This is a genomic window from Neptuniibacter sp. QD37_11 (assembly GCF_047778105.1).
Lineage (GTDB): Bacteria > Pseudomonadota > Gammaproteobacteria > Pseudomonadales > Balneatricaceae > Neptuniibacter.
Window position 1 is genome coordinate 2,735,609 of the sequence record NZ_CP180552.1, and the last position, 24,674, is coordinate 2,760,282.

General features: G+C 43.5%; 25 protein-coding genes. 10 read left to right on the plus strand and 15 right to left on the minus strand.

Annotated features, from left to right (window positions below):
* Positions 1 to 12 precede the first annotated feature (12 nt).
* Positions 13 to 930 carry a sulfate adenylyltransferase subunit CysD gene (gene cysD / locus ACMXYT_RS12745; protein ID WP_415885517.1) on the minus strand — a complete coding sequence of 306 codons (918 nt, stop codon included), beginning with the start codon at positions 928 to 930 and terminating at the stop codon, positions 13 to 15.
* 317 nt (positions 931 to 1,247) lie between these two features.
* Between cysD and ACMXYT_RS12750 the strand changes: the two genes are divergently transcribed.
* The 5 genes from ACMXYT_RS12750 to cysG all read left to right on the plus strand — a co-directional run bounded on the left by ACMXYT_RS12750 (position 1,248) and on the right by cysG (position 6,732).
* Positions 1,248 to 2,033 (plus strand): sulfite exporter TauE/SafE family protein, encoded by a 786-nt coding sequence (locus tag ACMXYT_RS12750; RefSeq protein ID WP_415889003.1) that lies wholly within the window; start codon positions 1,248 to 1,250, stop codon positions 2,031 to 2,033.
* 53 nt (positions 2,034 to 2,086) lie between these two features.
* Complete coding sequence (locus tag ACMXYT_RS12755; protein WP_415898991.1) at positions 2,087 to 3,745, plus strand: nitrite/sulfite reductase; 1,659 nt, start codon at positions 2,087 to 2,089, stop codon at positions 3,743 to 3,745.
* Complete coding sequence (locus ACMXYT_RS12760) at positions 3,729 to 4,202, plus strand: DUF934 domain-containing protein (RefSeq protein ID WP_415898992.1); 474 nt, start codon at positions 3,729 to 3,731, stop codon at positions 4,200 to 4,202. The genes ACMXYT_RS12755 and ACMXYT_RS12760 overlap by 17 nt, the downstream gene beginning before the upstream one ends.
* 26 nt (positions 4,203 to 4,228) lie before the next feature.
* Positions 4,229 to 4,951, plus strand: coding sequence for a phosphoadenylyl-sulfate reductase (locus tag ACMXYT_RS12765; RefSeq protein WP_415898993.1), 723 nt, complete (start codon positions 4,229 to 4,231; stop codon positions 4,949 to 4,951).
* A 356-nt stretch (positions 4,952 to 5,307) separates the two neighbouring features.
* The gene (gene cysG / locus ACMXYT_RS12770) at positions 5,308 to 6,732 is read left to right on the plus strand and encodes a siroheme synthase CysG (RefSeq protein ID WP_415911516.1); all 1,425 of its coding nucleotides are present in this window, start codon (positions 5,308 to 5,310) and stop codon (positions 6,730 to 6,732) included.
* A 378-nt stretch (positions 6,733 to 7,110) separates the two neighbouring features.
* On the opposite strand, the gene ACMXYT_RS12775 is transcribed toward cysG, so the two are convergent.
* Positions 7,111 to 7,290, minus strand: a complete 180-nt coding sequence (locus ACMXYT_RS12775) for a PCP reductase family protein (protein WP_415882098.1) — start codon at positions 7,288 to 7,290, stop codon at positions 7,111 to 7,113.
* A gap of 184 nt (positions 7,291 to 7,474) precedes the next feature.
* On the opposite strand from ACMXYT_RS12775, the gene ACMXYT_RS12780 reads away from it, so the two are divergent.
* Positions 7,475 to 7,915, plus strand: a complete 441-nt coding sequence (locus ACMXYT_RS12780) for a BLUF domain-containing protein (protein ID WP_415911517.1) — start codon at positions 7,475 to 7,477, stop codon at positions 7,913 to 7,915.
* Here ACMXYT_RS12780 and ACMXYT_RS12785 read toward each other — a convergent pair whose 3' ends face one another.
* Positions 7,916 to 9,205, minus strand: coding sequence for a DEAD/DEAH box helicase (locus ACMXYT_RS12785; RefSeq protein ID WP_415911518.1), 1,290 nt, complete (start codon positions 9,203 to 9,205; stop codon positions 7,916 to 7,918).
* 36 nt (positions 9,206 to 9,241) lie between these two features.
* Complete coding sequence (locus ACMXYT_RS12790; RefSeq protein ID WP_415911519.1) at positions 9,242 to 10,690, minus strand: PLP-dependent aminotransferase family protein; 1,449 nt, start codon at positions 10,688 to 10,690, stop codon at positions 9,242 to 9,244.
* A gap of 109 nt (positions 10,691 to 10,799) precedes the next feature.
* Between ACMXYT_RS12790 and ACMXYT_RS12795 the strand changes: the two genes are divergently transcribed.
* Positions 10,800 to 11,396 (plus strand): pyridoxamine 5'-phosphate oxidase family protein, encoded by a 597-nt coding sequence (locus ACMXYT_RS12795; protein ID WP_415896800.1) that lies wholly within the window; start codon positions 10,800 to 10,802, stop codon positions 11,394 to 11,396.
* Positions 11,397 to 11,464: 68 nt separating this feature from the next.
* Here ACMXYT_RS12795 and ACMXYT_RS12800 read toward each other — a convergent pair whose 3' ends face one another.
* Positions 11,465 to 12,682 carry an alpha/beta fold hydrolase gene (locus tag ACMXYT_RS12800; RefSeq protein ID WP_415911520.1) on the minus strand — a complete coding sequence of 406 codons (1,218 nt, stop codon included), beginning with the start codon at positions 12,680 to 12,682 and terminating at the stop codon, positions 11,465 to 11,467.
* A gap of 241 nt (positions 12,683 to 12,923) precedes the next feature.
* On the opposite strand from ACMXYT_RS12800, the gene ACMXYT_RS12805 reads away from it, so the two are divergent.
* From ACMXYT_RS12805 to ACMXYT_RS12815, 3 genes are all read left to right on the plus strand, one after another.
* A complete protein-coding gene (locus ACMXYT_RS12805) occupies positions 12,924 to 13,889 on the plus strand; it encodes an ABC transporter substrate-binding protein (RefSeq protein WP_415911521.1) in 966 nt (321 codons plus the stop codon).
* 563 nt (positions 13,890 to 14,452) lie between these two features.
* On the plus strand, positions 14,453 to 15,220 hold the full coding sequence (locus ACMXYT_RS12810; protein ID WP_415899001.1) for a class II aldolase/adducin family protein: 768 nt from the start codon (positions 14,453 to 14,455) through the stop codon (positions 15,218 to 15,220).
* Positions 15,221 to 15,251: 31 nt separating this feature from the next.
* Entirely contained in the window at positions 15,252 to 16,427 is a 1,176-nt protein-coding gene (locus tag ACMXYT_RS12815; protein ID WP_415899002.1) for a mandelate racemase/muconate lactonizing enzyme family protein, read from the plus strand.
* 60 nt (positions 16,428 to 16,487) lie between these two features.
* Here ACMXYT_RS12815 and ACMXYT_RS12820 read toward each other — a convergent pair whose 3' ends face one another.
* Genes ACMXYT_RS12820 through lepA form a run of 10 tightly spaced genes read right to left on the minus strand, consistent with a single transcriptional unit; the run spans position 16,488 to position 24,606 of the window.
* Positions 16,488 to 17,339, minus strand: a complete 852-nt coding sequence (locus ACMXYT_RS12820) for an amidohydrolase family protein (RefSeq protein WP_415899003.1) — start codon at positions 17,337 to 17,339, stop codon at positions 16,488 to 16,490.
* 40 nt (positions 17,340 to 17,379) lie between these two features.
* Positions 17,380 to 18,108 (minus strand): SDR family NAD(P)-dependent oxidoreductase, encoded by a 729-nt coding sequence (locus ACMXYT_RS12825; RefSeq protein ID WP_415895683.1) that lies wholly within the window; start codon positions 18,106 to 18,108, stop codon positions 17,380 to 17,382.
* Between the two features lie 8 nt (positions 18,109 to 18,116).
* Positions 18,117 to 18,491, minus strand: coding sequence for a holo-ACP synthase (acpS, locus tag ACMXYT_RS12830; protein WP_415899004.1), 375 nt, complete (start codon positions 18,489 to 18,491; stop codon positions 18,117 to 18,119).
* Positions 18,488 to 19,258, minus strand: a complete 771-nt coding sequence (gene pdxJ / locus ACMXYT_RS12835) for a pyridoxine 5'-phosphate synthase (RefSeq protein WP_415901124.1) — start codon at positions 19,256 to 19,258, stop codon at positions 18,488 to 18,490. The genes acpS and pdxJ overlap by 4 nt, the downstream gene beginning before the upstream one ends.
* Before the next feature lie 13 nt (positions 19,259 to 19,271).
* Positions 19,272 to 19,961, minus strand: a complete 690-nt coding sequence (gene recO / locus ACMXYT_RS12840; RefSeq protein WP_415899005.1) for a DNA repair protein RecO — start codon at positions 19,959 to 19,961, stop codon at positions 19,272 to 19,274.
* Between the two features lie 6 nt (positions 19,962 to 19,967).
* The gene (gene era / locus ACMXYT_RS12845) at positions 19,968 to 20,903 is read right to left on the minus strand and encodes a GTPase Era (RefSeq protein ID WP_415882154.1); all 936 of its coding nucleotides are present in this window, start codon (positions 20,901 to 20,903) and stop codon (positions 19,968 to 19,970) included.
* A 2-nt stretch (positions 20,904 to 20,905) separates the two neighbouring features.
* Positions 20,906 to 21,586 (minus strand): ribonuclease III, encoded by a 681-nt coding sequence (gene rnc / locus ACMXYT_RS12850; protein ID WP_415899006.1) that lies wholly within the window; start codon positions 21,584 to 21,586, stop codon positions 20,906 to 20,908.
* Positions 21,583 to 21,960, minus strand: coding sequence for a DUF4845 domain-containing protein (locus ACMXYT_RS12855; protein ID WP_415899007.1), 378 nt, complete (start codon positions 21,958 to 21,960; stop codon positions 21,583 to 21,585). Before ACMXYT_RS12855 ends, rnc begins: the two co-directional genes overlap by 4 nt.
* 11 nt (positions 21,961 to 21,971) lie before the next feature.
* Entirely contained in the window at positions 21,972 to 22,784 is an 813-nt protein-coding gene (gene lepB / locus ACMXYT_RS12860) for a signal peptidase I (protein WP_415899008.1), read from the minus strand.
* A 22-nt stretch (positions 22,785 to 22,806) separates the two neighbouring features.
* The gene (gene lepA, locus ACMXYT_RS12865; RefSeq protein WP_415899009.1) at positions 22,807 to 24,606 is read right to left on the minus strand and encodes a translation elongation factor 4; all 1,800 of its coding nucleotides are present in this window, start codon (positions 24,604 to 24,606) and stop codon (positions 22,807 to 22,809) included.
* Positions 24,607 to 24,674: the final 68 nt, after the last annotated feature.

Genomic DNA, 24,674 nt, shown 5'->3' on the forward strand with positions numbered 1-24,674 from the left:
CTAAGTAGAGTTCTAGAAATAACCTTCCATCTTTTTCTTCTCCATCGAACCAGAACTATCATGGTCGATCGCACGGCCCTGACGTTCAGAAGTCGTTGTCAGCAACATCTCCTGAATAATGTCCGGCAAAGTTGCCGCGTCAGATTCCACTGCACCTGTTAGTGGGTAGCAGCCAAGAGTACGGAAACGTACGCTCTTCATTTCTGGCACTTCGCCCTCTTCCAATGGCATACGCTCATCATCAACCATGATCAACATACCATCGCGCTCAACCACTGGGCGCTTAGCAGAATAGTAAAGAGGAACGATAGAGATATTTTCTAGATAGATATACTGCCAGATATCCAGTTCAGTCCAGTTAGATAGAGGGAATACACGGATACTTTCACCTTTATCTACACGTGTGTTGAACACGTTCCATAGTTCAGGGCGCTGGCTCTTTGGATCCCAACGGTGATTCTGGTCACGGAAAGAGAATACACGCTCTTTCGCACGAGATTTTTCTTCATCACGACGAGCACCACCAAACGCAGCGTCAAACTGGTATTTGTCTAGAGCCTGCTTAAGTGCTTGAGTCTTCATGATATCAGTGTGCTTTGAAGAGCCGTGAGTAAACGGACCTACCCCCATATCAACACCTTCTTGGTTGATATGAACTAGCAGCTCCATACCCGCTTCTTTTGCCATCTTGTCACGGAATTCAATCATCTCTCTGAATTTCCATGTAGTATCAACATGCAAAAGAGGGAAAGGAGGTTTACCTGGCGCAAACGCTTTACGTGCAAGATGAAGCATTACCGCTGAATCTTTACCTACAGAGTAAAGCATAACTGGGTTATCAAACTCAGCTGCCACTTCACGGATGATATGGATACTTTCAGCTTCAAGCTGCTTAAGGTGCGTCAAACGGTGTTCAGGCAAAGCACTCATTAGAAAATACTCTCTTTATATAAACAGTTTGGATACCAAGCATGACCACCTCCCGCAGAAGCCTACATAAAAGGTCGAATTAATATACCTAGCTATCCTATAATGCGGCGCATTATCGCAGCCCTCTCAATAAAACGCAAAAGAATATATAATTACTTTTTTATAGCCTTTAGCTATATAAGATAACCTATCTATTACTTTTCAAATTGTTACCTCTCGTTATCACCAAAAGAAATAACAAGATTCCCAATTATTATTTTGAGTTATAACAAACCTCCTTTATCATGCCGCCAGTTTATTCTTGGACAGGTCTATCTATGGAACTTGCGTACAGTTTTGCAGGATTAGTTGTTGGCTTTATCGTCGGCCTCACCGGTATAGGTGGTGGTGCTTTGATGACGCCTATCCTGATTGTTGTATTCGGAATTCCGCCAGTTACAGCTGTAAGCACCGATTTACTGTATGCAGCGGTTACAAAATTCGGCGGTACTTTCTCTTATGCAAGAAAGAAACTTATCGAGTGGAAAGTCGTTCTTCTTTTATTACTAGGCAGTATTCCTGGCAGTTTGCTAACCCTAAGCTACCTAAAAGGTCTAGATGGACTAGAACAAATAGAACACATAATGAACATGACGCTAGGCGTATCATTAGTGTTAACGTCCATCGCTGTATTCTTGCGTAATCAAATTCGCAATCAAGCCATGAAATGGCAGCATACATCAGCAGCAAGCCACGCAAAAAAATGGCGTCCCGCTATTACGGTGTTGATGGGTATTCTACTGGGAGGTCTGGTAACATTGTCGTCAGTTGGCGCAGGGGCCCTTGGTACAGCTATTTTAATTTTATTGTATCCACGTATGAGTATGCCAACCATCGTGGGTTCCGACCTAGTTCATGCGGTAGTGCTTACATCAGTTGCAGGCGCAGGTCATTATGGAATGGGCAATGTCGATCTTAGCCTGCTCCTATACCTATTAATCGGCTCTTTGCCGGGTGTATTTGTGGGTAGCCATCTCGGCACACGATTATCACCAAAAATTATGCAGCCTATTATGGGCTCAATATTATTAGCCATCGGTCTGCGCTTCGTAATCGCAGGTTAAAACCCGAAAAGTGAGGTGTTGCACCCGATTAAGGGTCCAACAAGGGAAAAGTTATGTATCAGTATAACTCTGTCGACCAGAAACTGGTTGACGAACGTGTTGAGCAATTTAGAGATCAGACTCGCCGCTTCCTAGCAGGCGAACTGCCAGAAGATGACTTTCTAGCACTACGTCTGATGAACGGTTTGTATGTACAACGTCACGCGCCAATGCTGCGTGTAGCGGGTCCATACAACATGTATAACTCAACCCAATTCCGTAAACTGGCTCATATCGCACGTACTTATGACAAGGGCTATGCGCACTTTACTACGCGTACTAACCTGCAGTTTAACTGGCCGAAGCTAGAAGAAGTGCCTGATATTCTTGCTGAGCTTGCTGAAGTTCAGATGCACTCGATTCAAACGTCTGGTAACTGTATCCGTAATACAACGACGGATCAGTTCGCAGGTGTAATCCCAAATGAGATTGAAGATTCTCGTCCGTACTGTGAAATCATTCGTCAGTGGTCATCACTTCACCCTGAATTTGCGTATCTACCTCGTAAGTTCAAGATTGCGATCTCTTCTTGCGCAAATGACCGTGCAGCAACACAAGTTCATGATATCGGTCTTCACATCGTTAAAAACGATGCTGGCGAAGTTGGTTTTGAAGTACTTGTAGGTGGTGGCCTTGGCCGTACTCCTATGATCGCTAAGCAGATCAATCCGTTCCTAGCTAAGGAAGATCTACTTTCTTACCTAGAAGCTATCATCCGTGTTTACAACATGAATGGTCGCCGCGATAACAAATACAAAGCACGTATCAAAATTTTGGTACAAGCTGTAGGTATCGATAAGTTCCGCGAGCAAGTTGAGGAAGAGTGGGCGCACATTCGTGACACTGACCTTAAACTACCAATGGAAGAGATCGAGCGCGTAAAAGCATTCTTTAAACCATTCGATTACGATGCATCAGCTGCTGCAGATACTTCACTTGAAGCTAAACTTGCAGAGAATGAAGATTTCAACACTTGGTATGAGCGTAACACTGTAGAGCATAAAGTAGATGGTTACCGCATCGCTTATGTATCGCTAAAACCATACCTAAAACCTGCTGGCGATATCACTGCTGATCAACTAGATCTAGTAGCTGATCTTGCTGACAAGTTCAGCTTCGGCGAAATTCGTGCTACTCACAACCAAAACTTGGTTTTGGCTGATGTTAAGAAAGCTGACCTATACGCAGTATGGGAAGTGCTTGCAAATGCAGATCTAGCACGTCCAAACATCGGTACACTTACAGACATGACTGTTTGCCCGGGTGGTGACTTCTGTGCTCTAGCTAATGCTCGTACTCTGGGTGTAGCAGATCAGATCAACAAGAAATTTGAAGACATGGACTTTGTTCATGACCTTGGTGATCTGAAACTGAACATGTCTGGCTGCATGAACGCTTGTTCTCACCACCACGTTGGTCACATCGGTATTTTGGGTGTGGATAAGAAAGGTGAAGAGTGGTACCAAATTACCCTAGGTGGTGATGATGGTTCTGATGCAGCATTAGGTAAGGTTATTGGCCGTGCTGTAGCTTCTGACGAAGTCGCTAACACCCTAGAAAAAGTGCTGGAAGTATACGTTCAACAGCGCTTTGAGAACGAACGTTTCATTGATACATTCCGTCGTATCGGTATTGCACCATTTAAGGAGTACGTATATGCCCCTGCTAATTAATCGTGAAGTTGTTGCTGACAACTGGACTCTGATCAACGAAGAATCACTTGATCAAACGGGTGACATCATCGTACCGCTAGCGCTTTACTTGGAAAACCAAGACGCACTTACTAACCGTGAAGGCCAAGTAGCTGTGAAAGTGAATGGTGATGACGATATCGATTTTCTAGTTGAGAACTTAGACAAATTCCCACTAGTAGCGATCGACTTCCCTGCTTTCCGTGACGGCCGTGGATTTAGTATTGCACGCTTACTTGTTCGCGCTGAGTATAAAGGTGAAATCCGTGCAACGGGTGATATTGGCCAAGACCGTTTTGCTTATCTAGAGCGTTGTGGCTTTACAGCTATTGAAGTTGCTGATGACGTATTTAAGCCTGAAATGCTTAAGTCCTTCGATGAGATGAGCAACTATTACCAAAGCGCTGCGGATAAAGTTCGCGCAGTTTATCACCAGTAATTAATAGTGACGGTGAGGTCCTATTTATGAGTGAGCAAATTACTGCAGAGCTACAAGCAAAGGTTGAAGCCGTTGCAGCTCTACTAAAAAAAGGCTATCAGGATCACGAGGGATCCCTAGTCTTCGCAAACAGCCTAGGTGCTGAGGACGTAGTTATTGCTGATCTGATCAGCAAATTCTGCCCTGAGATCAGCAACTTTGTATTGGACACAGGCCGCCTGCCAGAAGAAACACTTAAGCTTCTTGCGGACGTGCAAAAACAATATCCTAATGTAACATTTAACGTTTACTACCCAGAGGGTGCGGACGTTGAAGCTTATGTTGCAGAGAACGGTGTTAATGCATTTTACGAGTCACAAGAACTACGTAAAGGCTGCTGCTTTGTTCGTAAAATCAAGCCACTAAAGCGTGCACTTTCTGGCAACAAAGCTTGGATTACAGGCCTTCGCCGCGAACAGTCAGTCACTCGTGACGAGATCCAGTTCGAAGAGTGGGATGAAGGTAACAATATGCACAAGCTAAATCCTCTGGCGGATTGGTCAGAGAAAGAGGTTTGGGCATACATCAAAGCTAATGATGTTCCTTACAACGAACTACATGACAAACACTATCCAAGCATCGGTTGTGCACCATGCACACGCGCGATCTCTATGGGTGAAGATGTACGTTCTGGCCGCTGGTGGTGGGAAAACCCAGAAAACCGTGAATGCGGTTTACACCCAGCAACGCCGCTAAATTTCAAAAAGTAATACCTAGAGAGAGCAGGACGCTTTCTCGTACAGGAGATCCCCCTGCGCCATTCAGTAGATCTGTTTGGTGCAGGATCATCTTAATTCTAAGACGCACCATTTTTAAGCACCGAAAATATGCACGCCCCAATTCGGTGAATTAACTCCCTTTCTATACGCCCAAAACTTAAATCTACTGGTAAACTAATAGATATAAATACGGTTGGTTGCAGCTCTGTATAGCTATGCACTTGGCTTTAAATAGATAGCTATTAAACCAATCATTATTAGGCATATAGGTTGCATAACTTATTCATAAATAAAGACAACCGACCTATCAGGCATATAAAACCTGAGTCATTTTCTGGAGAGATTTTGTGGATTACCTACCGCTATTTTTTAAGCTGACCAATCAGAAAGTCTTGCTTGTAGGTGGAGGAAACATAGCCTTACGTAAAGCTAAATTACTGTGCAGAGCAGGTGCTCATGTCACCGTTATCTCTCATAAGATATGCGACGATCTACAAGACCTTTTAGATGAAAATCAAGGTACCGCGATCGTTGGTGAGTATCATACCGCCCTTTTAGATGACAAAATCTTAGTCATCGCTGCTACGGATGATAACCCACTGAACGAGCGGGTTCATTTCGATGCAGTCGAAAAGAATATTCCGGTAAATGTTGTCGATAGCCCTAAACTTTGCACCTTTGTATTCCCAGCTATTGTCGATCGCTCTCCTATCGTCATAGGCGTGTCATCTGGTGGTAGCGCACCTGTTCTTGCTCGATTGCTAAGAGCTCGATTAGAAACATGGATTCCCAAATCCTATGGTAAGCTTGCGAGTATCGCGAACCATTTCCGCGATCAGGTGAAAGAGACGTTCAGTACGGTTAACCATCGACGTGTTTTCTGGGAAAACGTGCTGCAGGGCCAAATCGCCGAAAAAGTATTCGCTGGGCGTGATGAAGAAGCGGCGAAAATGATCGCGGATAAACTTGCCAATGAAGATCCCGAACATCAGGTAGGCGAAGTTTACCTAGTCGGTGGAGGCCCTGGAGATCCGGAGTTATTAACATTTAAAGCACTACGCCTGATGCAACAAGCCGATATCGTCCTCTACGATGCGCTTGTTTCCCCAGAAGTGTTAGATCTTTGCCGTCGTGATGCCGATCTGATTTTTGTCGGTAAAAAACGTGATAATCACGCTGTACCACAAGAAGGTATCAACGAACTTCTAGTAAAGCATGCCAAACTGGGACAGAGAGTTGTACGTTTAAAAGGTGGTGATCCTTTTATCTTTGGCCGCGGTGGCGAAGAGCTACAAACTCTTAAAGAACATAATATCCCTTTCCAAGTGGTACCAGGCATCACAGCTGCTAGTGCTTGTTCAACTTTTGCGGGCATTCCGCTGACGCACAGGAACTATGCACAGTCGGTTAAATTTGTAACCGGCCAGCTTAAAAACCGTACGACCGATCTGAACTTTAACGAGTTAGTTCACCCTAACCAAACGGTCGTTTTTTACATGGGTCTACATACCTTGCCTCAACTCGCTGCTAAGATGATTGAGCATGGCAAACCGGCATCTACACCTGCAGCAATCATCTCCCGTGGGACATCAGCAGATCAAAAAGTACTGACCGGTACTTTGGAAACGCTACCTCAGCTACAAGAAGAAGCTCAACTCCCAGCCCCTGCACTGATCATCGTGGGTGAGGTTGTTGAACTACATGAAAACCTAAGCTGGTTTGGCGAAGAAGTCTTAGCTCAAAACCTAACGCCAGTTAAAGCCGAACCTTAATTTTCTATAGGAAATACGATCAAACCAGTTACCCCCAAATTCTGGGGGTAACTCTATTTACAACCCGTGGATATCTTTGGTTTAGATCGCTAAGGCCCTTGTTATATCTAGCCTCAAAGCAAATGCTGCTTTTCTAAACACTTTGCCAACAACATCACTTCCTTAGCTATTATTCAACCAGATAGACGACATTGTGAGTAAATTACAAACGAAAATCTGCACTGATATTTATCAGGGAGACGGGGCTATCGCTGACTGAGGTTATCGAGGGGATAAAAAACATAGAAGGAAGAAAGTTTGGTCACAGGCAGAATAACCTGCTTTGAGATAAGCGGTTGAGCAATAGCATGGTCAACCGCTCTTATTGAGGCTAACCGCTTACTTTTGGCTATCCATCTGCTTTTTCTTGACCTTATCAAGCAACTCTTCAGTGATACGCTCTAAGCCTTGCTGACGAGCAGCCTTCTCTACCTTATGACGAATTAGCTTACGTACAAAGAAAGGTGCTGCATCTACACGCTGTTTCGCAGCTTCGTCCCACTCTAGTTTGCCTGACATTACTTTTTACCAATTAAGAATTAAAGCCGCACATTATACGCACTCTGGCCTGAACAGAAAACAAACAATGCCTTGGGGTTTTGTTTACTGGTTTGTACTCGCTAGCCCTAGAAAAAGACTATGCTGTAGATGAATCAATAGATCAGCACTTGTCGTAAAACGCAGATATTAAGTGGAGCTTTCTATGTACCGCCTCATCTACAAAAGTGAACCCATTAGCAAAATGGATTGGGAACAAGTCCGCAACATTCTGCACCAAAGCGAGAAAAATAACGAAACAAATGAGATAACAGGTGTCTTACTGGCATCTCAACAAAACTTTCTTCAAGTAATTGAAGGTCGCTATGAATCTGTAAATAAACTTTTTATGACATTAGTGCACGATCCAAGGCATACAAATATTCAACTTATCTCTTTTGAAATAATCGACAGCCGGCTTTTTGCAGGGTGGGGCATGAAAGGCCTAGGTCTACTCGACTTTAATACCGATCAAGTCGAGCAACTAAAAGCAAAATACGGCGAAGATAAGGGAGATATTCGCTTCCCTCTCGAAGGCTGGAAAGCACTTGCTTTAATCGATGACCTTAAGATGATGCAAGCGCTCCCCGAATGGAAACAAAGCTAATTATTTCTTAAATAAACCCGGTCTAATAGCACGTTTGGATGTATCAGGCTGGTAAGCTTCTACTTGTTCACGCTTAACTTGTTTTTTACCTTTTACCGGCCGCTTTTTCATTGGTCGGTCTGCAAAGTCTTCGATCTCGATGCGTTTACCATTCTCGATTCTAGGTACCGGCCTTAATCGAATTTTCTGTTTAATCAGTTGCTCAATACGCTTAAGAAAGTCTCGTTCTGCCGGCGCAACTAGCGAAATCGCTTCACCACTCTCCCCCGCTCGTCCTGTACGGCCGATACGATGCACATAAGCTTCAGGGACATTAGGCAAATCATAATTCACGACATAAGGAAGCGCTTCAATGTCTAACCCTCGCGCCGCAACATCGGTAGCAACCAGAACATGCAATTCACCACTTAAAAACTCTTTGAACATGCGCTCTCGTTCACGCTGAGTTTTGTCGCCATGAATTGCAGCGGCGTAGATATCTTCTTTATTCAGATACTGAACAAGTTCATCAACGCGCTTTTTAGTTCGTGCAAATACGAGGGTTTGGCCCCACTTCTCTTCCTGAATCAGATAACTCAGGATCTCAGACTTATCGCTGTTATCTACGGCATAAGCGATCTGTTTGACCTGCTTTGCAGTCGAGTTACGCGGAGAGACTTTGATCTTCTGTGGATTATTGAGGTAAAAGTCGGCCAGTACTTCGATGCTTTCATCTGCAGTCGCGGTAAATAAAAGTGTCTGGCGAGGCTCTGCAGCATAATCCATGATCTTTTGAATTGGATCGATAAAGCCCAAATCAAGCATTCGATCCGCCTCGTCCAAAACTAAAAATTCTAGATGATCGAGGTTAATTACTTTTTGCTGCAATAGATCCAATAAACGCCCCGGCGTTGCAACTAGGATATCGGCACCGCGTTTCAACTTACGAATCTGGTTATCCAAACGTACGCCGCCATAGATAGACATCACACGCATACCTAAAGCACGACCATACTCCAACGTATTATCTGCAACTTGAATGGCCAATTCACGCGTAGGTGCTAAAACCAGTGCTCTAACTTGACGATAGTTTTGTTGCGGCGGTGTTTTACTTAACTTCTCAATGATAGGCAACGCGAAACTAGCCGTTTTACCTGTACCCGTCTGCGCTTCCGCTAGTAAATCTTCACCTTTTAACACTAAAGGGATTGCTTTAGCTTGAATTGGTGTTGGCTGGGTATACCCGAGTTTTTCCAAACCAGACAGCAGTTCAGGGCATAAATTCAGATCAGAGAAAGCAGGGGTAGTCATCGCAACAAAGTACTCACAAGTTATTAGCTATTCATTTTAACCTAACTTAGAGTGGCTCCGAACATTTTTGTAGTGTTTACCAATTAACTGAATACCTTGGCTAATCTGCTCTTCAGATTCCGCACAGTACCCAATCACCAAACCATTTAGCTTTGGCCCCTCTTGGGTATAACCCGATAATGCTCTTACGCCCAGACCATCTTGTTTTAACTGCTCAACCAGTCGCTTGTCTTCTATCTCATCTGGCAACCCCAATACCAGATGCATTCCTCCTTCAGCACCCAAAATAGGCAAGTCAGACAAACAGCTAGCTTTAACCTCTTGAGATAGAACGCTAAGCCGCTTCTGATACAAACCACTCATCTTTTTAATATGCCGTGCAAAATAGCCTTGCTCCATAAACTCAGCCATGACCACTTGAGTCACGCCGGATAAACCACCATCCATATAGCGGCGCGCTCGATTAAATAAAGGCACCAAAAGTTCAGGCAGTACCACATAACCTAAACGTATTGCAGGAAACATCGATCGACTAAAAGTCCCGGTATAGATGACCCGTTGATAATCACTGATTGCAAATAGTGAAGAAACAGGATGACCTAAGGCAAACTCTGAATCGTAATCATCCTCTAAAATCCAAGCATCTTCTGCTTCAGCCCAACGAATAACCTCCAACCTTTCTGCAAGCGATATCGTATGCCCTAAAGGAAAGTTACGAGAAGGCGTCAAACTCAATAACGCAGCCTTCTGTTTTAGCGCATCAATTAGAGGAAACTGAACCGTATCAATCTTGCACCCCGCTGCTTTAAAAGCACCAGATATGCCTGGAAACCCCGGAGTTTCAACCACCACCCGATCACCTGAATTAGTGAGTAACTGAGCAACCATATAGATCGCTTGCTGGGAGCCGGAGGTCACCAAAATCTGATCGGCTTTTACCTCTATTCCTCGGTGTCGCAATAAATATTTTGAGATCTCCTCCCGCAGTCTTAAATCACCTGCCGGAGGCGATGACTCTAGTAACTTAAACGATGCGGCTCTCGCTAAACAGCGTTTCCATTGCTCTATCGGAAACTGATCGATTGCGGGTATTCCCGGTTGCAGTAACTTTCGCGTATCTGGATTTAAAGGCGTAAAACCTAAGAATTGCTTTGCATATTCCGAAACCGACAAACCGGGGTCTTGCTTCGTTTTCGAAGGCTTATTTCTCAACACTGACTCAGGTAAGTGAGCGACATAACTCCCTGAACCTGTTACCGTTTCAACATAACCCTCGGCAACTAACATTTCATAGGCAGTTTTAACTGTATTACGGGCAACACCAAGCGCACTCGATAACTCTCGCGTTGCAGGTAAACGAGTACCACCCACCAGCGCCCCCTGCAAAATAGCCAACTGCAGACGTTTAAAAATAACCTGATAACGAGCCCCCTCATCAACGCTTTCAGGGGACTTAAGAATGTTTAGCAGCTGCGCACTCAACAAAATTGGGCCCATTAAATATACAAATATTGGATCTTATGTAGACCAATTATAACCATTACTCTTCCACCATCTAAACCAATCAACCCATAAATATGAGGAGGACAAGCAGATGAGTCACTTTACCCCTACGCCAAAAACACAGGTTAAACGTGGGTTGAAAAAAGCGACCTATAATCAAGAAACAATTTATCAGATCATGGATGAAGCACTTGTCTGCCATGTTTCATGCAATTGGCGCGAGCAAACAATGATTCAACCAACACTCCACTGGCGCGAAGGCGATTACCTCTATATCCACGGTTCAAGTAAAAATGGTTTGTTCCAAGCATTACTCGCCGGAGAGGAAGCAGCAATAGGAATTACCTTGCTGGATGGATTAGTGTTTGCGCGCTCTGCTTTCCACCATTCAGTCAACTTTCGAAGTGTAATCATGTATGGCAAGGCTAAGCTAATCGAAGAAGAACAGGAAAAGCGCCGACAATTAGACTTGATGCTAGAAAAGGTCAAAACCGGAAGATCACAAGAAGCGAGACAGGCCAATGATGTCGAGCTCAAAGCCACTGCGGTTTTGGAATTTAAAATCGAGCAAGTCTCAGCAAAAGTTAGAACCGGAGCACCTGTGGATGAACCTGAAGATATGGAATTGGATGTTTGGGCGGGTGTTCAACCAATCCGCCAAGTATTCGATGAGATTATTTACGAATAGGTAGATCTATATGAAAGGTTTTACAGCGCTATGCTGTAAAACCTTCACTTACCTAGCCATTTGAATGGCTAGCTAGATAACGCGGTCTTAATATTGATCTCACCTTCCAAGGTTTTATGAACGGGGCATCGATCTGCAATATCAAGCAAACGTTGTCGCTCTTCCTCAGATAAGTCACCGATCAGCGTTATACGCCTCACAAACTGATCTACTTTGCCCCCTGATTGTTCACAGCTAGAACAATCCTCTGCATGGATTTTGTCATGGATAACATCCACCTGCACATGCTCCAGTGGCAACTGTTTATGACGCGCGTACATGCGAATCGTCATTGAGGTACAAGCCCCTAAACCAGCAGCAACTAATTGGTAAGGTGTGGAGCCTAGATGATTACCGCCATAACTCACCGGTTCATCTGCAATTATATGATGACCTGCTGCGCTGATATCCTGAGTAAAACTGTCCGGATCAGCTTCACTTACCCGAACAACACCCTCAGGGGCATTCATCTGTTTTGGTAACAGTTCAACGTCTATATAACGCTGCACCCAAGTTGAAATCACTTCAGCGGTATACTCGGCATCCTCAACACGCGTAAGCAGATGATCAGCATTATCTAGGGTGATAAAGCTTTTGGGGTGTTTAGCCATTTGGAATATACGTGCGGCATTATCCAAACTTACGGTTACATCCATGGGTGCATGCAGCACCAGTAGCGCTTTTTTCAGATGCTTAACCTTAGTCTCTATGGATACATCTGAAATATCTTCAATAAACTCACGGCGAATGGTAAATGCCCTACCACCCAGCTCCACTTCTGCCGAACCTTGGTTACAGATTGTATTTACATGATCACCAAAATTATGAATAACATGTCCAGGTTCAGCTGGAGCACCAATCGTAACTACAGCTTTCGCCTCTCCTATTCTATCTGCCGCAGCTAAAACGGCAGCACCACCCAGAGAGTGACCTATCAACAATTGCGGTGCCTGATAGTTGTCTCGTAAATAATCAGCCGCTAATGCCAGATCGGCTACGTTAGAACTAAACCCCGTATTTGCAAATTCCCCACCCGAATGCCCCAAACCGGTAAAATCAAAACGAAGCACAGCGATCCCTAAAGATGCTAGACGTTGAGCTATTCGCCTAGCGGCAGGTATATCTTTGGAACAGGTAAAACAGTGCGCAAACAATGCATAAGCAGCAGGTTTGCCAACGGGTAGATCCAAGCGAGCCGCTAGCACTGATCCATCGTGGCCTTTAAATTCTAAACGCTCTGTTTTCATGTTCATTCCTCACAAACTCAACCAATATAGAAACAGTATTCATCAAGCATTCAACAAGCTCCATTTGCTTCTCTCTATAGATTGGATAGGTAAGATTTATGACCTAAGGCTTTAAAGATTGTTCAAGCACTTAGGCTAAAGAGACTGAGAAAAGCTCACTATTAAATAGTAATAGCTAAATGGAAGGCTTCTAGATACCTGCCTATATTGAAAATAACACTCGCAGGTAGATGAGTCAGAGATGAAGCTATTTACAGGGATCTTACTTTGTTGCTTTTGCTTACCAGCATATTCACTCGATGTGTTTTTTGTTCATAGCTATCACCATGCCTACCCTTGGGTTCAGGAATACTACACCGCATTCAAAGATCGTTTAGGGACCGCAAGTTTAGAAGATTATCAAATGGATACTAAACGTATCCCACATCAAGGTTTTCAAACGAAAGCAAACGAGGCAATCCAACTTATCCAACAGAAAAAGCCCAAAGTGGTTGTGGTATCAGATGACAACGCACTTCGCTTAGTTGGCAAACCGGCCCTGCAACAAGGTTATAAGGTTGTTTTTCTCGGGATAAATGGAAATCCAAGGCTTGTCCTTCCAATAACATCCAACCTTGCTGGCGTACTAGAGCGCCCTCTTCTAAAACGTTCTGTAGCAGAACTAACTCGCATAGTGCCTGAATTAAGAAGAATCCTAGTGTTGATGGATGATGGTCCTACAACTACAGCAATTATTAATACATCTTTCGATTCTAAAATGCGCCAGGAAATTGCAGGTGTTCAAGTCAACGTCAGACGCTTAAAACACCTTCAGGAATGGCAAGCGGAGATTGAACAGAGCAAAGCTAAAGGCTACGACCTAATTATTATCGCTAATTACGCAAAGTTATTGGATAACAATGGAGTCGCTGTTGAGCTTGATATAACGAGCCACTGGAGTAGCCAACACACACAAATCCCCTTATTTGGGTTTTGGGGATACTCGATTGGTAAAGGAAAAGCTGTCGGCGGCCTCGTTTTATCGGGGGCCGATCAAGGCAGATCCAGTGCAGATATAGTCAATCATTACCTTAGAGAAGAGCGTTTCCCTAATCCTTCTATCGTTACCCCAAAGAAAGGGCGATATCTATTTTCAAATTCTGAATTAGAAAGATGGCAGCTGGAGTTACCCTCTGATGTTTATAAACAAGTTGAGTGGTTGGAGTAAAACTGCCTATCAGCCTCCATTGTACTCATAACAGGCTTATGCCTTGTATTTAACCTTATCAGCAGAATTGCAGGCTTTTATGGAAGCGATGGTGGGTATGAATGAGCAATGCTATGCCTAGGTGGAAGCCAAGCAATCATGCTACTTGGTGAGGGAAACTTTTCTCTATCGACTTTAGTTAGAGCTGTAAGCACAGAACAAAGTAGATCGATCTAAAAGAAAGAGCTTTAGCTAGCTCACAACAACCAAACTAGAATTTAGTCGTTTAGCTAAAGAAAATATTAGCCAACAAATGGAAGAAACATAAAGCCTAGTGCGACAGCACCAACAAGCGCAATTACAGGAAATTCCAAAACAGATTTGTTCGCTGGGTTATTCATAACAATCCCCTTACCAGTAATAGGAATCATTATTATCTAACAAAAAAACAAATACAAGTGATTCTTATTTATTGATATTCATTTCATTGAGCATCATATTCTTTATTTCGTGACTCCCTGTATAATTCCCTCGATAACTCACATTCTTCAAATGGCACGTCTATTAAAGCCAGAGGATTTAATATGTTGGAACTTCCACAACTCGATCTCAAAAACAAAGTTTCCCCAGAGGAATGGCAGGTACGGATAGATCTAGCTGCCTGCTACAGGCTAGTGGAAGATTTAGGCTGGGGAGATCTAATCTATACCCATATTTCAGCAAAAGTACCTGGAACAGATCACTATCTGGTAAATGCATTTGGCCTGACATTTGACGAAGTTACTGCATCAAACTTAGTTAAGGTTGATCTTGAAGGGAATATTCTCGACGATACCCCTTTCAAAATTAACCCTGCTGGTTTTACTATACATAGCGCCGTTCACTCTGTGCGTAGTGATGCGCACTGTGTTCTTCACCTACATACCAAAGAATCCATTGCGGTAGCTTCCCTAAAATGCGGGCTATTACCCCTTAGCCAATATTCCTGTTTCCAATTGGCTTCATTGGGTTATCACCAGTATGAAGGGCTAGCTGTAAATCAGGATGAGAAAGCGCGTTTAAAAGAAGACTTAGGTAATAAGAACCACCTTTTACTTCCTAACCATGGCGCACTCACCGTTGGTCCGACCGTAGGTGATGCATTTATGCGCATGTATGACCTACAACGTGCTTGTGAAATTCAATTATTAATTCAATCAACAGGTCAAGATGCTATAGAAGTGGCTCCAGAAATCGTTGATGGCATATCTAAACAAGCAAATGTCGTTCATTCAGGAACTACCGGTGGACAGAAGTCATGGCCTGCAATGCTTCGTAAAGCCTACCGACTTGATCCAAGCTTTGCGCAATAATCTGAAAATTACCGAATAATAAGGCTGATTCATGAAAATAAATCGCGTAGAAATTTTTGATATTCACTGCCCGGACCGTCCTGTTTGGAATCCGGTATTTGTTCGCGTACACACAGATGAAGGCATCAGCGGTGTAGGTGAAGCTGGCTTAGCTTACGACCTAGGGCATAGCGCTGCAGCTCATATGATTAAAGAGTTTGCAGAAGAGATGCTGCTTGGTCGTGACCCATTCCAAACTGAAGACCTTTGGAACTTGATGCTGCGTGGTAGCTTCTGGGGCTTAGGCGGAGGCCCAATTATTTATTCAGCAATGAGTGCTATCGATACAGCTCTCTGGGATATTAAAGGTAAAGCTCTAGGACTTCCTGTTTACCAACTGCTTGGCGGTAAAGTTAACGATAAACTACGCACTTATGCCAGCCAGCTGCAATTTGACTGGGATTCTGAGTTTAAAGCTCTGACTGATCCTGAAGATTATGCAAAAGCAACTGAAAAAGCGCTAGCAGAAGGTTATGACGCTGTAAAAGTCGATCCGATCATGTACAACGAGAAAGGTGAAACATTCTTCGACCGCACCAAACTCTTTACTAATAAAGAGATGAAGATGTTCCGCGACCGACTAATGGCTATTCGTGAAACCATGGGTGATGACGGTGATATCATTTTTGAATGTCACAGTTTGCCGGGCGCTTCAACCGCAATCCAATTAGGTGAGCTGGTCGAGGAAGCGCGCTGCATGTACTTCGAAGAGCCGGTAAATTACCTAAACTCGGAGCTACATAAACGCGTAGCTGACAAAGTGAATGTTCCTATTGCTGGTGGTGAGCGTTTGTATAATCGCTGGGGGGTACGCCCTTATCTAGAAGATCAAAGCCTAGATGTACTGCAGCCAGATATCGGTTTATGCGGTGGTTTCACAGAAACTAAAAAGGTTTGTGATTACGCTGATGTATACGATGTTCGCATTCAGGCACATGTTTGTGGCGGCCCAGTAGCAACAGCTGCATCTCTACATTTAGAAACGGCTATTCCAAACTTCTTAATCCATGAACATCATACCTATGCTATTAAGCAGTGGAACCGCGAGCTTTGCGTTCAAGACCCGCAGCCTGTAGATGGTTTCTTCCAAGTATCAGAAGAACCAGGCATTGGCATCGAATTGAATGATGAAGTAGTAAAGCGCTCTCCGCGTATTGAAGTGAAGTAATTTTCACACTCCATACAAAAGGGCGCTATATTTAGCGCCCTTTTTAATTTGGTCATCATATTATTCAATATCTAACTGATAGATACGCTTTGCATTTTCAAATATCAGCATATCCTTTTCAAAACCCTTCCACTTCATCTCTTTGAGATACCTTTGCCACACTTCAGCATAGGTGCAAGCTAATTCAGAAACAGGGAAGTTACTCGCTAACATCACGCGCGTAAGCCCAAACTGCCTGATTGCAAAACTTATAATGGGTTTAGCTTGTTCCACACGCCAATCACGATTGAACATCTCCCAACCAGAGCACTTGATATAACACTCAGGATGATGCGCAAGCCGGGTAATCGAGTTCATCCACTGCTCATTTAGTTGTAAAGGAGAACCACAATGATTAATCACGACTTTCAAATTGGGCAACTGCTGCATCATATCAGCAAGCGCACAAGACGCACCTTGATCTGGCAAAGATAGTTGGGCCTCAAAAATCAGCTGATTATCAGACAGCATTTCAAGACGCTTAAGTACATTCGGATCGGACAACACTTCTTGAGCGGCATTATCTAAGATATATCTCACACCAACTAAGGATGTGAACCCTTTAAGCTTTTCAAGATGCTCGCCAAAACGATCAGAAGTCAGATCTAGATAAGCGATGGATCGGAAAGGTAACTCACAATGGCACTCAAGCCACTCCAGTTCTCGCCACGGTGAAGAGTTATCAAAACCAGCCTCTATATGAACAAAACCAACAATATCTGCTGAGCCAGATTGATTTAAATCGCTTTCGTTATAACTGCGTCTAATTTTATTTTTATCAGACCATTCAGGCTCATGCCCTTCTTGCAACCAGTGGTAATCTCCATCTTCAAGATTAAACAGGTGCACATGCGGGTCTATCACTCTACTCATATACCGCCTTTAGATCGCAAGTTTTACTTCTACAGCTCAATTACTGGGTTGTATATCCACCATCAATTAACTGCAAACTACCGGTAATAAAACGAGCATCATCACCAATCAACAATGCAACGAGTGCAGCAACTTCTTCAGGCTGACCTATGCGCCCTAATGGCTGCAAAGCTGCTTCTTCTTGATGTATAACACTTTTTTCACTTCCACTTCTTTCACAATAGCGGTCAATCGCATTATGGTAAAGCGGTGTTTCGATTGTTCCCGGGCAAACAGCATTAGCTCGAATACCAAAAGATGCGTAATCTAATGCTGTGGTTTTAGCCATTGAAGCTAAAGCAGCTTTACTCATGTTATAAGCAAAAGAGTTTCTTTTAGCTACGACCGACTGATCAGAGCCTAATAATACGATTGAGCCAGCGCCCTGCTCTCGCATTTGAGGAAGCACAGACTGTAAAAGAAAATAAGCACCTTTGACATTAATAGCCATCACTCGATCAAAGTCCTCTTCCGAGGTATCTTCTAAGTTTGCAGAAAAATGCACACCTGCATTAGATACAACGCCATCGATCCGACCAGATTCCTTGATGACCTGATCAATAGCTTGTGAGACCTGAGTAGAATCGGTCATGTCACATTGAATAAATTCGCCGACCTCAGATTCATTTAGGTCTAAGTTATAAACCTTGTAACCATCATCTAATAAACGTTCAACGACAGCTCTACCTATACCAACAGAACCACCTGTAACTACACAAACCCTAGTCATAGAACTCTTCAACCCTCGGCAACAACAAACGCAACGATATAATCTTTCTCGTCACTGTAACTTAGATGCATAGATGTAATTTCAAGCCTTTCGGCACGCTCTGCTGCACCTCCTGATAGGCTCACTTCAGGACGACCATTCATATCTTTGGTAATTTCAATATGTTTCCAACTAACGCCTCGCCCAATACCTGTGCCTAAAGCTTTAGATACCGCTTCTTTGGCACAAAAACGTTTAGCTAGAAACAGAGGAGGATTGGATACTTTGAGGAACTGTTCATATTCGGAAGTAGATAAGATACGTTGCGGCAAGGCAGGCGTTCTTTCCAACGCCTGCTCCATGCGGCTGATCTGAAGAATATCGGTCCCGATACCTCGAATCATCGCTTCAATGCATCTCTTTGCGGCTGAATTCGAGCTTGAGCCTGAAGCATCTGTTGCTTAATTTCAGATACAGCTTCTTTTAAACCAACAAATAAAGCGCGAGCAATAATACCGTGGCCAATATTTAGCTCATTCATCTCAGGGATTTCAGCAATCTGCTCAACATTATGATAATGCAAACCATGACCAGCGTTTACTACTAGCCCTTTTTGATAAGCATAAGCAGCAGCTTCACGAATACGCTTCAGCTCTTCGGCCTGTTCTGCAGAAGATTCAGCTTCTGCGTAGGCACCTGTATGCAATTCAATCACAGGAGCACCACAACGAATAGTTGCATCAATCTGTGCTGGCTCCGGATCAATAAATAGAGACACCTCGATACCTGCCCCAGCTAATCGATCACAGGCTTCTTTCACCCGCCCTTCTTGACCAGCGACATCCAATCCACCTTCGGTCGTCAACTCTTCGCGCTTCTCTGGAACCAAACAACAATGAGCAGGCTTTACATCTTCAGCAATGGCAATCATCTCTTCAGTAACAGCCATCTCAAAGTTCATACGTGTCTGCAATGTCTCTTTGAGCAAATAAACATCACGATCTTGAATATGGCGGCGATCTTCTCGCAAATGAATAGTAATGCCATCCGCACCGGCCTCTTCCGCTAGCGCAGCAGCCTGAACAGTATCTGGGTAGCGTGTACCTCGCGCTTGGCGAATCGTAGCCACATGGTCAATATTGACCCCTAATAACAAACGGGACGGTTCAATCACACCACTTTCCTCACATTTTTTGAAATAGCTCTCGGCTACGCAAGGGCTTATGCCCTAAAGCACGATCAATTAAATTTCGCATCAACCGCTTAGCGGCTCTGCGAACTTGAATGTCTGAATAATCATCGACAGCAATCGCTGATAACTGCCAACCATAAAAGCAAGACGCCTTGTTTTTCTCCGTTACTTCGCTAACAGGAACAAAGCCATGCTCAGGGTTAAAACAATATACTGACTCTGCAGATGTCTGCTCCAGTTCCGGTAACACCCCAAGCTCATCAAGCAAACGATGCTCAAAGGTGCGTAGTGCCCCCTCTATATCTTCTCCAGATACTAACTCATTTAAAACATACTGATAATAAACATAGAGCTTAGGGTGACCATCAAAAGGCTGCAACAACCGCTCTAGCAACTCATTGACGTACAGGCCACAGAGTAATGCATCGCCATTCAAGAACAGCATAGCAGCCACAGGTTCAGCTTGAGTCAATGTTTTGAGGTCGTTACGCCCACGCCAACTAACTTGAATGGGCACAAAAGGCTGTACCGATGCACGTAATTTAGATTTGGGCCTACGCGCGCCCTGAACAACAGCGGAGACTTTACCATGTTCTAGAGTGAAGAAATCAACGATAAGGCTAGTATCGCGATAAGGGCGGCTATGGAGGACATAAGCCGCCTGCGGATCAGAATGACTCATGCTGTGTTAGGTGTTGTCATAACCCAAACTACGCAATGCTCTTTCATCATCCGCCCAACCACGACGAACTTTAACCCATAGGTTAAGCATTACTTTAGCATCAAACATACGCTCCATATCCATGCGAGCATCACGACCAATTGTTTTGATGCGCGAACCTTTATCACCGATAACGATTCGTTTCTGTCCATCACGTTCCACAAGAATAAGCGCACTCACATGAAGAACACCGTTTTTGGCGTATTTAAACTCTTCGATCTCTACGGTAGTACCATAAGGAATCTCATCGCCTAAATTACGCATCAACTTTTCACGAACCATCTCCGCAGCCATAAAGCGTGAGCTTTTATCTGTTAGCTGGTCTTCAGGAAAGTGATGCATACCCTCAGGAATATGCTTGGCGATTAGCTCTTCAAGTTGCTCGACGTTATGCCCATCTTTAGCAGAAAGAGGAATCATTTCAGCAAAGTCCATACGCTCAGAATGCGTCTGCATCTGAGGTAATAACGCCGTTTTGTCTTTAAGTTGATCGACTTTATTTACAGCTAAAATAACCGGACAACGAGCATGTTTGACCTTGTCCAGTACCATCTGGTCTTCTTCAGTCCAAGCAGTACGGTCAACAATAAAAACAACAACATCAACATCACGTAATGCGTCTGATGCAGCTTTGTTCATATAACGGTTTAAAGCTTTTTTCCCGTCATCTTTATGTAAACCTGGAGTATCCACATAAACAATCTGTAGATCATCTTCCGTTTTGATACCCATAATCTGATGACGAGTTGTCTGAGGCTTACGCGAAGTAATACTCAACTTCTGTCCCAATATATGGTTCATCAATGTCGATTTACCAACATTTGGACGACCAACAATCGCTACGAATCCACATTTTTGATCTGGATTGCGAGGTTCCAGCAGGTGCATTAAATCTTCAGCCATAACTATTTCTCCACCTGCAGCTCTATCAGCGCATGTTTTGCGGCTTCTTGTTCAGCTTGACGGCGACTGCTACCAATACCTTTAGCAGGCTTAGCTAACCCAGTCACTGTACAATCAATGTAAAAGGTTTGATCATGAGCTTCGCCTTCTACATTGATTAACTCATAAGTTGGCAAAGCTAAACGGCGCGATTGCAAAAACTCCTGCAAACGTGTTTTAGAGTCTTTAAGAGTCTCATTTAGGTCTAATTTTTCTAAACGAGCTTTAAACCAAGAAAGAATAAATCCACGGGCCGTTTCCATATCGGAATCTAGATAGATGGCGCCGATAATAGCTTCTACAGCATCAGCTAAGATTGAATCTCTACGGAAACCACCACTCTTAAGCTCACCACTACCTAAACGCAGGTAATCTCCTAAACCTAATTCACGTGCGACTTCGGACAAAGTAACACCTTTAACCATACGTGCACGCAAGCGGCTTAATTCGCCTTCTTTAGCCTGCGGGAAGCGCGCGAACAGATCATCAGCAATAACAAAGTTCAAAATTGAATCACCTAGAAACTCTAGACGCTCATTATTCTTCTTACCGCAACTACGATGCGTGAGAGCCAACTCAAATAATGATTCATCGGCAAATGGGTGCCCTATACGACGGGCTAGATCGGATACAGGTTTAATCAAGGGGTTTCAGCTTCATATTCATTTGTAAAAAATACAACTGCATCAATATTTCCAAACATTGGAACACGAACTTCATAATCAAGTATTGCAGTAATAATGCCGTCATCTTCAAAGACTGTTAACGAATCTTTTTGCGGTAAATTCAGTTGATTTATCACCAGTTTTTTCCTGACACTAGCTTTTATACCTTTAGGCCCTTTAGCAAGTTCTTCAGGATCGTTCATAGCGTCAACTAGAACCGAATTAAAAGTCCTATTATCTACGTATGCAGGAAATAACTTGAATGCAATAGAAAACAAAAAACCAGCTACAATAAGTACTAACAAATTAGCAAAAATTGACGCACCAGCTTGTTTCTTAAGAGTAGATCTCATAAGAGCCTCCATTACTCAATTACGCGAACATCACCAAATGACGGTATACTTAAAAAGGTAGGCCAATGCATCCAAACTGCAAATGCCTTACCTACTAGAAGATCTTCAGATACAAAACCCCACCTGCGACTATCATTACTATTATCGCGATTATCTCCAACCATAAAGTAATGACCTTCAGGTACAGTCCACTCCATATTCTGAGCTGGTCTGCGAACATCTCTATACATTTGATGTTCAACACCATCTAAATTTTCATTAATTAACAAACGCTGTGGATTATGTGGTGGTAATTGAGCCAACAACTGTTGGGATTGCTCTTTTCCGTTTATAAACAACTTCTTGTTTTGGTAACTAATTACATCACCCGGAAGCCCCACTACTCTCTTAATATAGTTAATAGATGGTTTTTCAGGGAATTTAAATACAACCACATCACCACGCTCAGGATCATTAATCTCAATAAACTTAGTATTCAAAACAGGTAAACGAAGCCCGTAGTGAAATTTATTTACCAAAATAAAGTCGCCAATCTTCAACGTCGGCAACATTGAGCCAGATGGAATCTGAAAAGGCTCTACTAGGAATGACCTTAATACCAAAACGATGAAAAGCACTGGAAACATTGATCGACCCGTATCGACCCAACCCGATACACGATTAATCTGTTCAATGGCTTCATCAGGAAGCGGGCCTTCCGCCTGGGCAGAAGCAACTCTCAGCTGTTCATCTCTTTGTGGTTTCAAAGAGATTCGGTCGTAAAACCAAACGATGCCGGAGATGAAAGTTAACGCAACCAGCACTAATGCGAAATCAAAATCCATCTAACAATGCCCTTCCTGATAATTAGCTATCAACTTTAAGTACTGCAAGGAACGCATCCTGTGGGATCTCTACACTACCCACCTGCTTCATACGTTTCTTACCTTCTTTCTGCTTCTGTAGCAGTTTCTTCTTACGGCTTACGTCACCGCCATAACACTTCGCGGTTACGTTCTTACGCAATGCTTTAACTGTTGTACGAGCAATGACCTTACCACCAAGAGCAGCCTGAATTGCCACATCAAACATCTGACGAGGAATAACCTCTTTCATCTTTTCACATAGCTGACGGCCACGGAATTGAGCATTATCACGATGCAGAATAACGGCTAAGGCATCGACCTTATCACCATTGATAAGAATATCCATACGCACCAATTTCGCTGGATCAAAGCGTACGAAATTATATTCAAGAGAAGCGTAACCACGACTTACAGACTTCAAACGGTCGAAGAAATCCAAAACAACTTCCGCCATCGGTAGTTCATAAGTAATCTGTACTTGGTTACCTACGTAGTTCATCTGTTTTTGAATACCACGCTTCTCAACACATAGTCCGATCACCTGTCCTAGATAATCTTGTGGAACAAGGATATTCGCTTCAACAATTGGCTCACGCATCTCGTTGATTGAACCAGGATCAGGAAGCTTAGAAGGGCTATCAATCTGTATAACATCACCATTATTCATCTCCAACTCATAAATTACAGTTGGAGCTGTAGTGATCAAATCCAGATTATATTCACGCTCAAGACGTTCTTGAATGATCTCCATGTGCAGCATACCCAAGAAGCCACAACGGAAACCGAAACCAAGTGCATCTGATGTTTCGGGCTCAAAGAACAACGAAGCATCATTCAAGGTCAATTTATCTAATGCTTCACGGAAATCTTGGTAATCATCAGAGCTTGTTGGGAATAGACCAGAGTAAACCTGAGGTTGTACTTTCAGGAAACCAGGTAGGCTTTCGACATCTGGCGTTTTAACATGGGTCAATGTATCACCTACAGGTGCACCATGAATGTCTTTAACACCCGCAACAATAAAGCCTACTTCACCTGCATGCAAAACACCGGTTTCTTTCTGCTTAGGTGTAAAAATACCTACCGATTCTGCTTGATAGTTTTGACCCGTAGATTTAACTAGAATTTTGTCTTTCTTACGCAATGTACCCTGAGTTACACGCACCAGAGAAACAACGCCTAGGTAATTATCAAACCAAGAATCAATAATTAGGGCTTGTAGAGGAGCATCAACATCACCTTCAGGCGGTGGAATTTCCTTAACTAACTGTTCAAGAACGTCTTCTACACCCATACCGCTTTTAGCAGAACAAGCTACTGCGTCGGTAGCATCAATACCGATAACTTCTTCAATCTCGACACGAACTCGCTCCGGCTCAGCCTGAGGCAGGTCCATTTTGTTTAGAATTGGGACAACCTCTAAACCTTGCTCGATTGCTGTATAGCAGTTAGCAACTGACTGAGCTTCTACACCCTGCGCAGCATCAACGATCAAAAGCGCACCTTCACAAGCGGCTAAAGAACGAGAAACCTCATAGGAGAAATCTACGTGGCCCGGTGTATCGATAAAGTTAAGCTGGTAAGTTTCACCATCTTGCGCCTTGTAATTCAGAGTAACACTCTGCGCTTTAATGGTAATACCACGCTCACGTTCCAAATCCATGGAATCAAGAACCTGAGCTTCCATTTCACGGTCACTTAAGCCACCGCACATTTGGATAAAACGATCGGCCAAAGTCGACTTACCGTGGTCGATATGGGCAATAATAGAAAAATTTCGGATATTTTTAAGGTTGCTCACGTGCAGGCTACCGCTACTCTAATACTCGCTGGAAAGGCGCAAGTTTACAGCATTTGCTTAAACTGGGC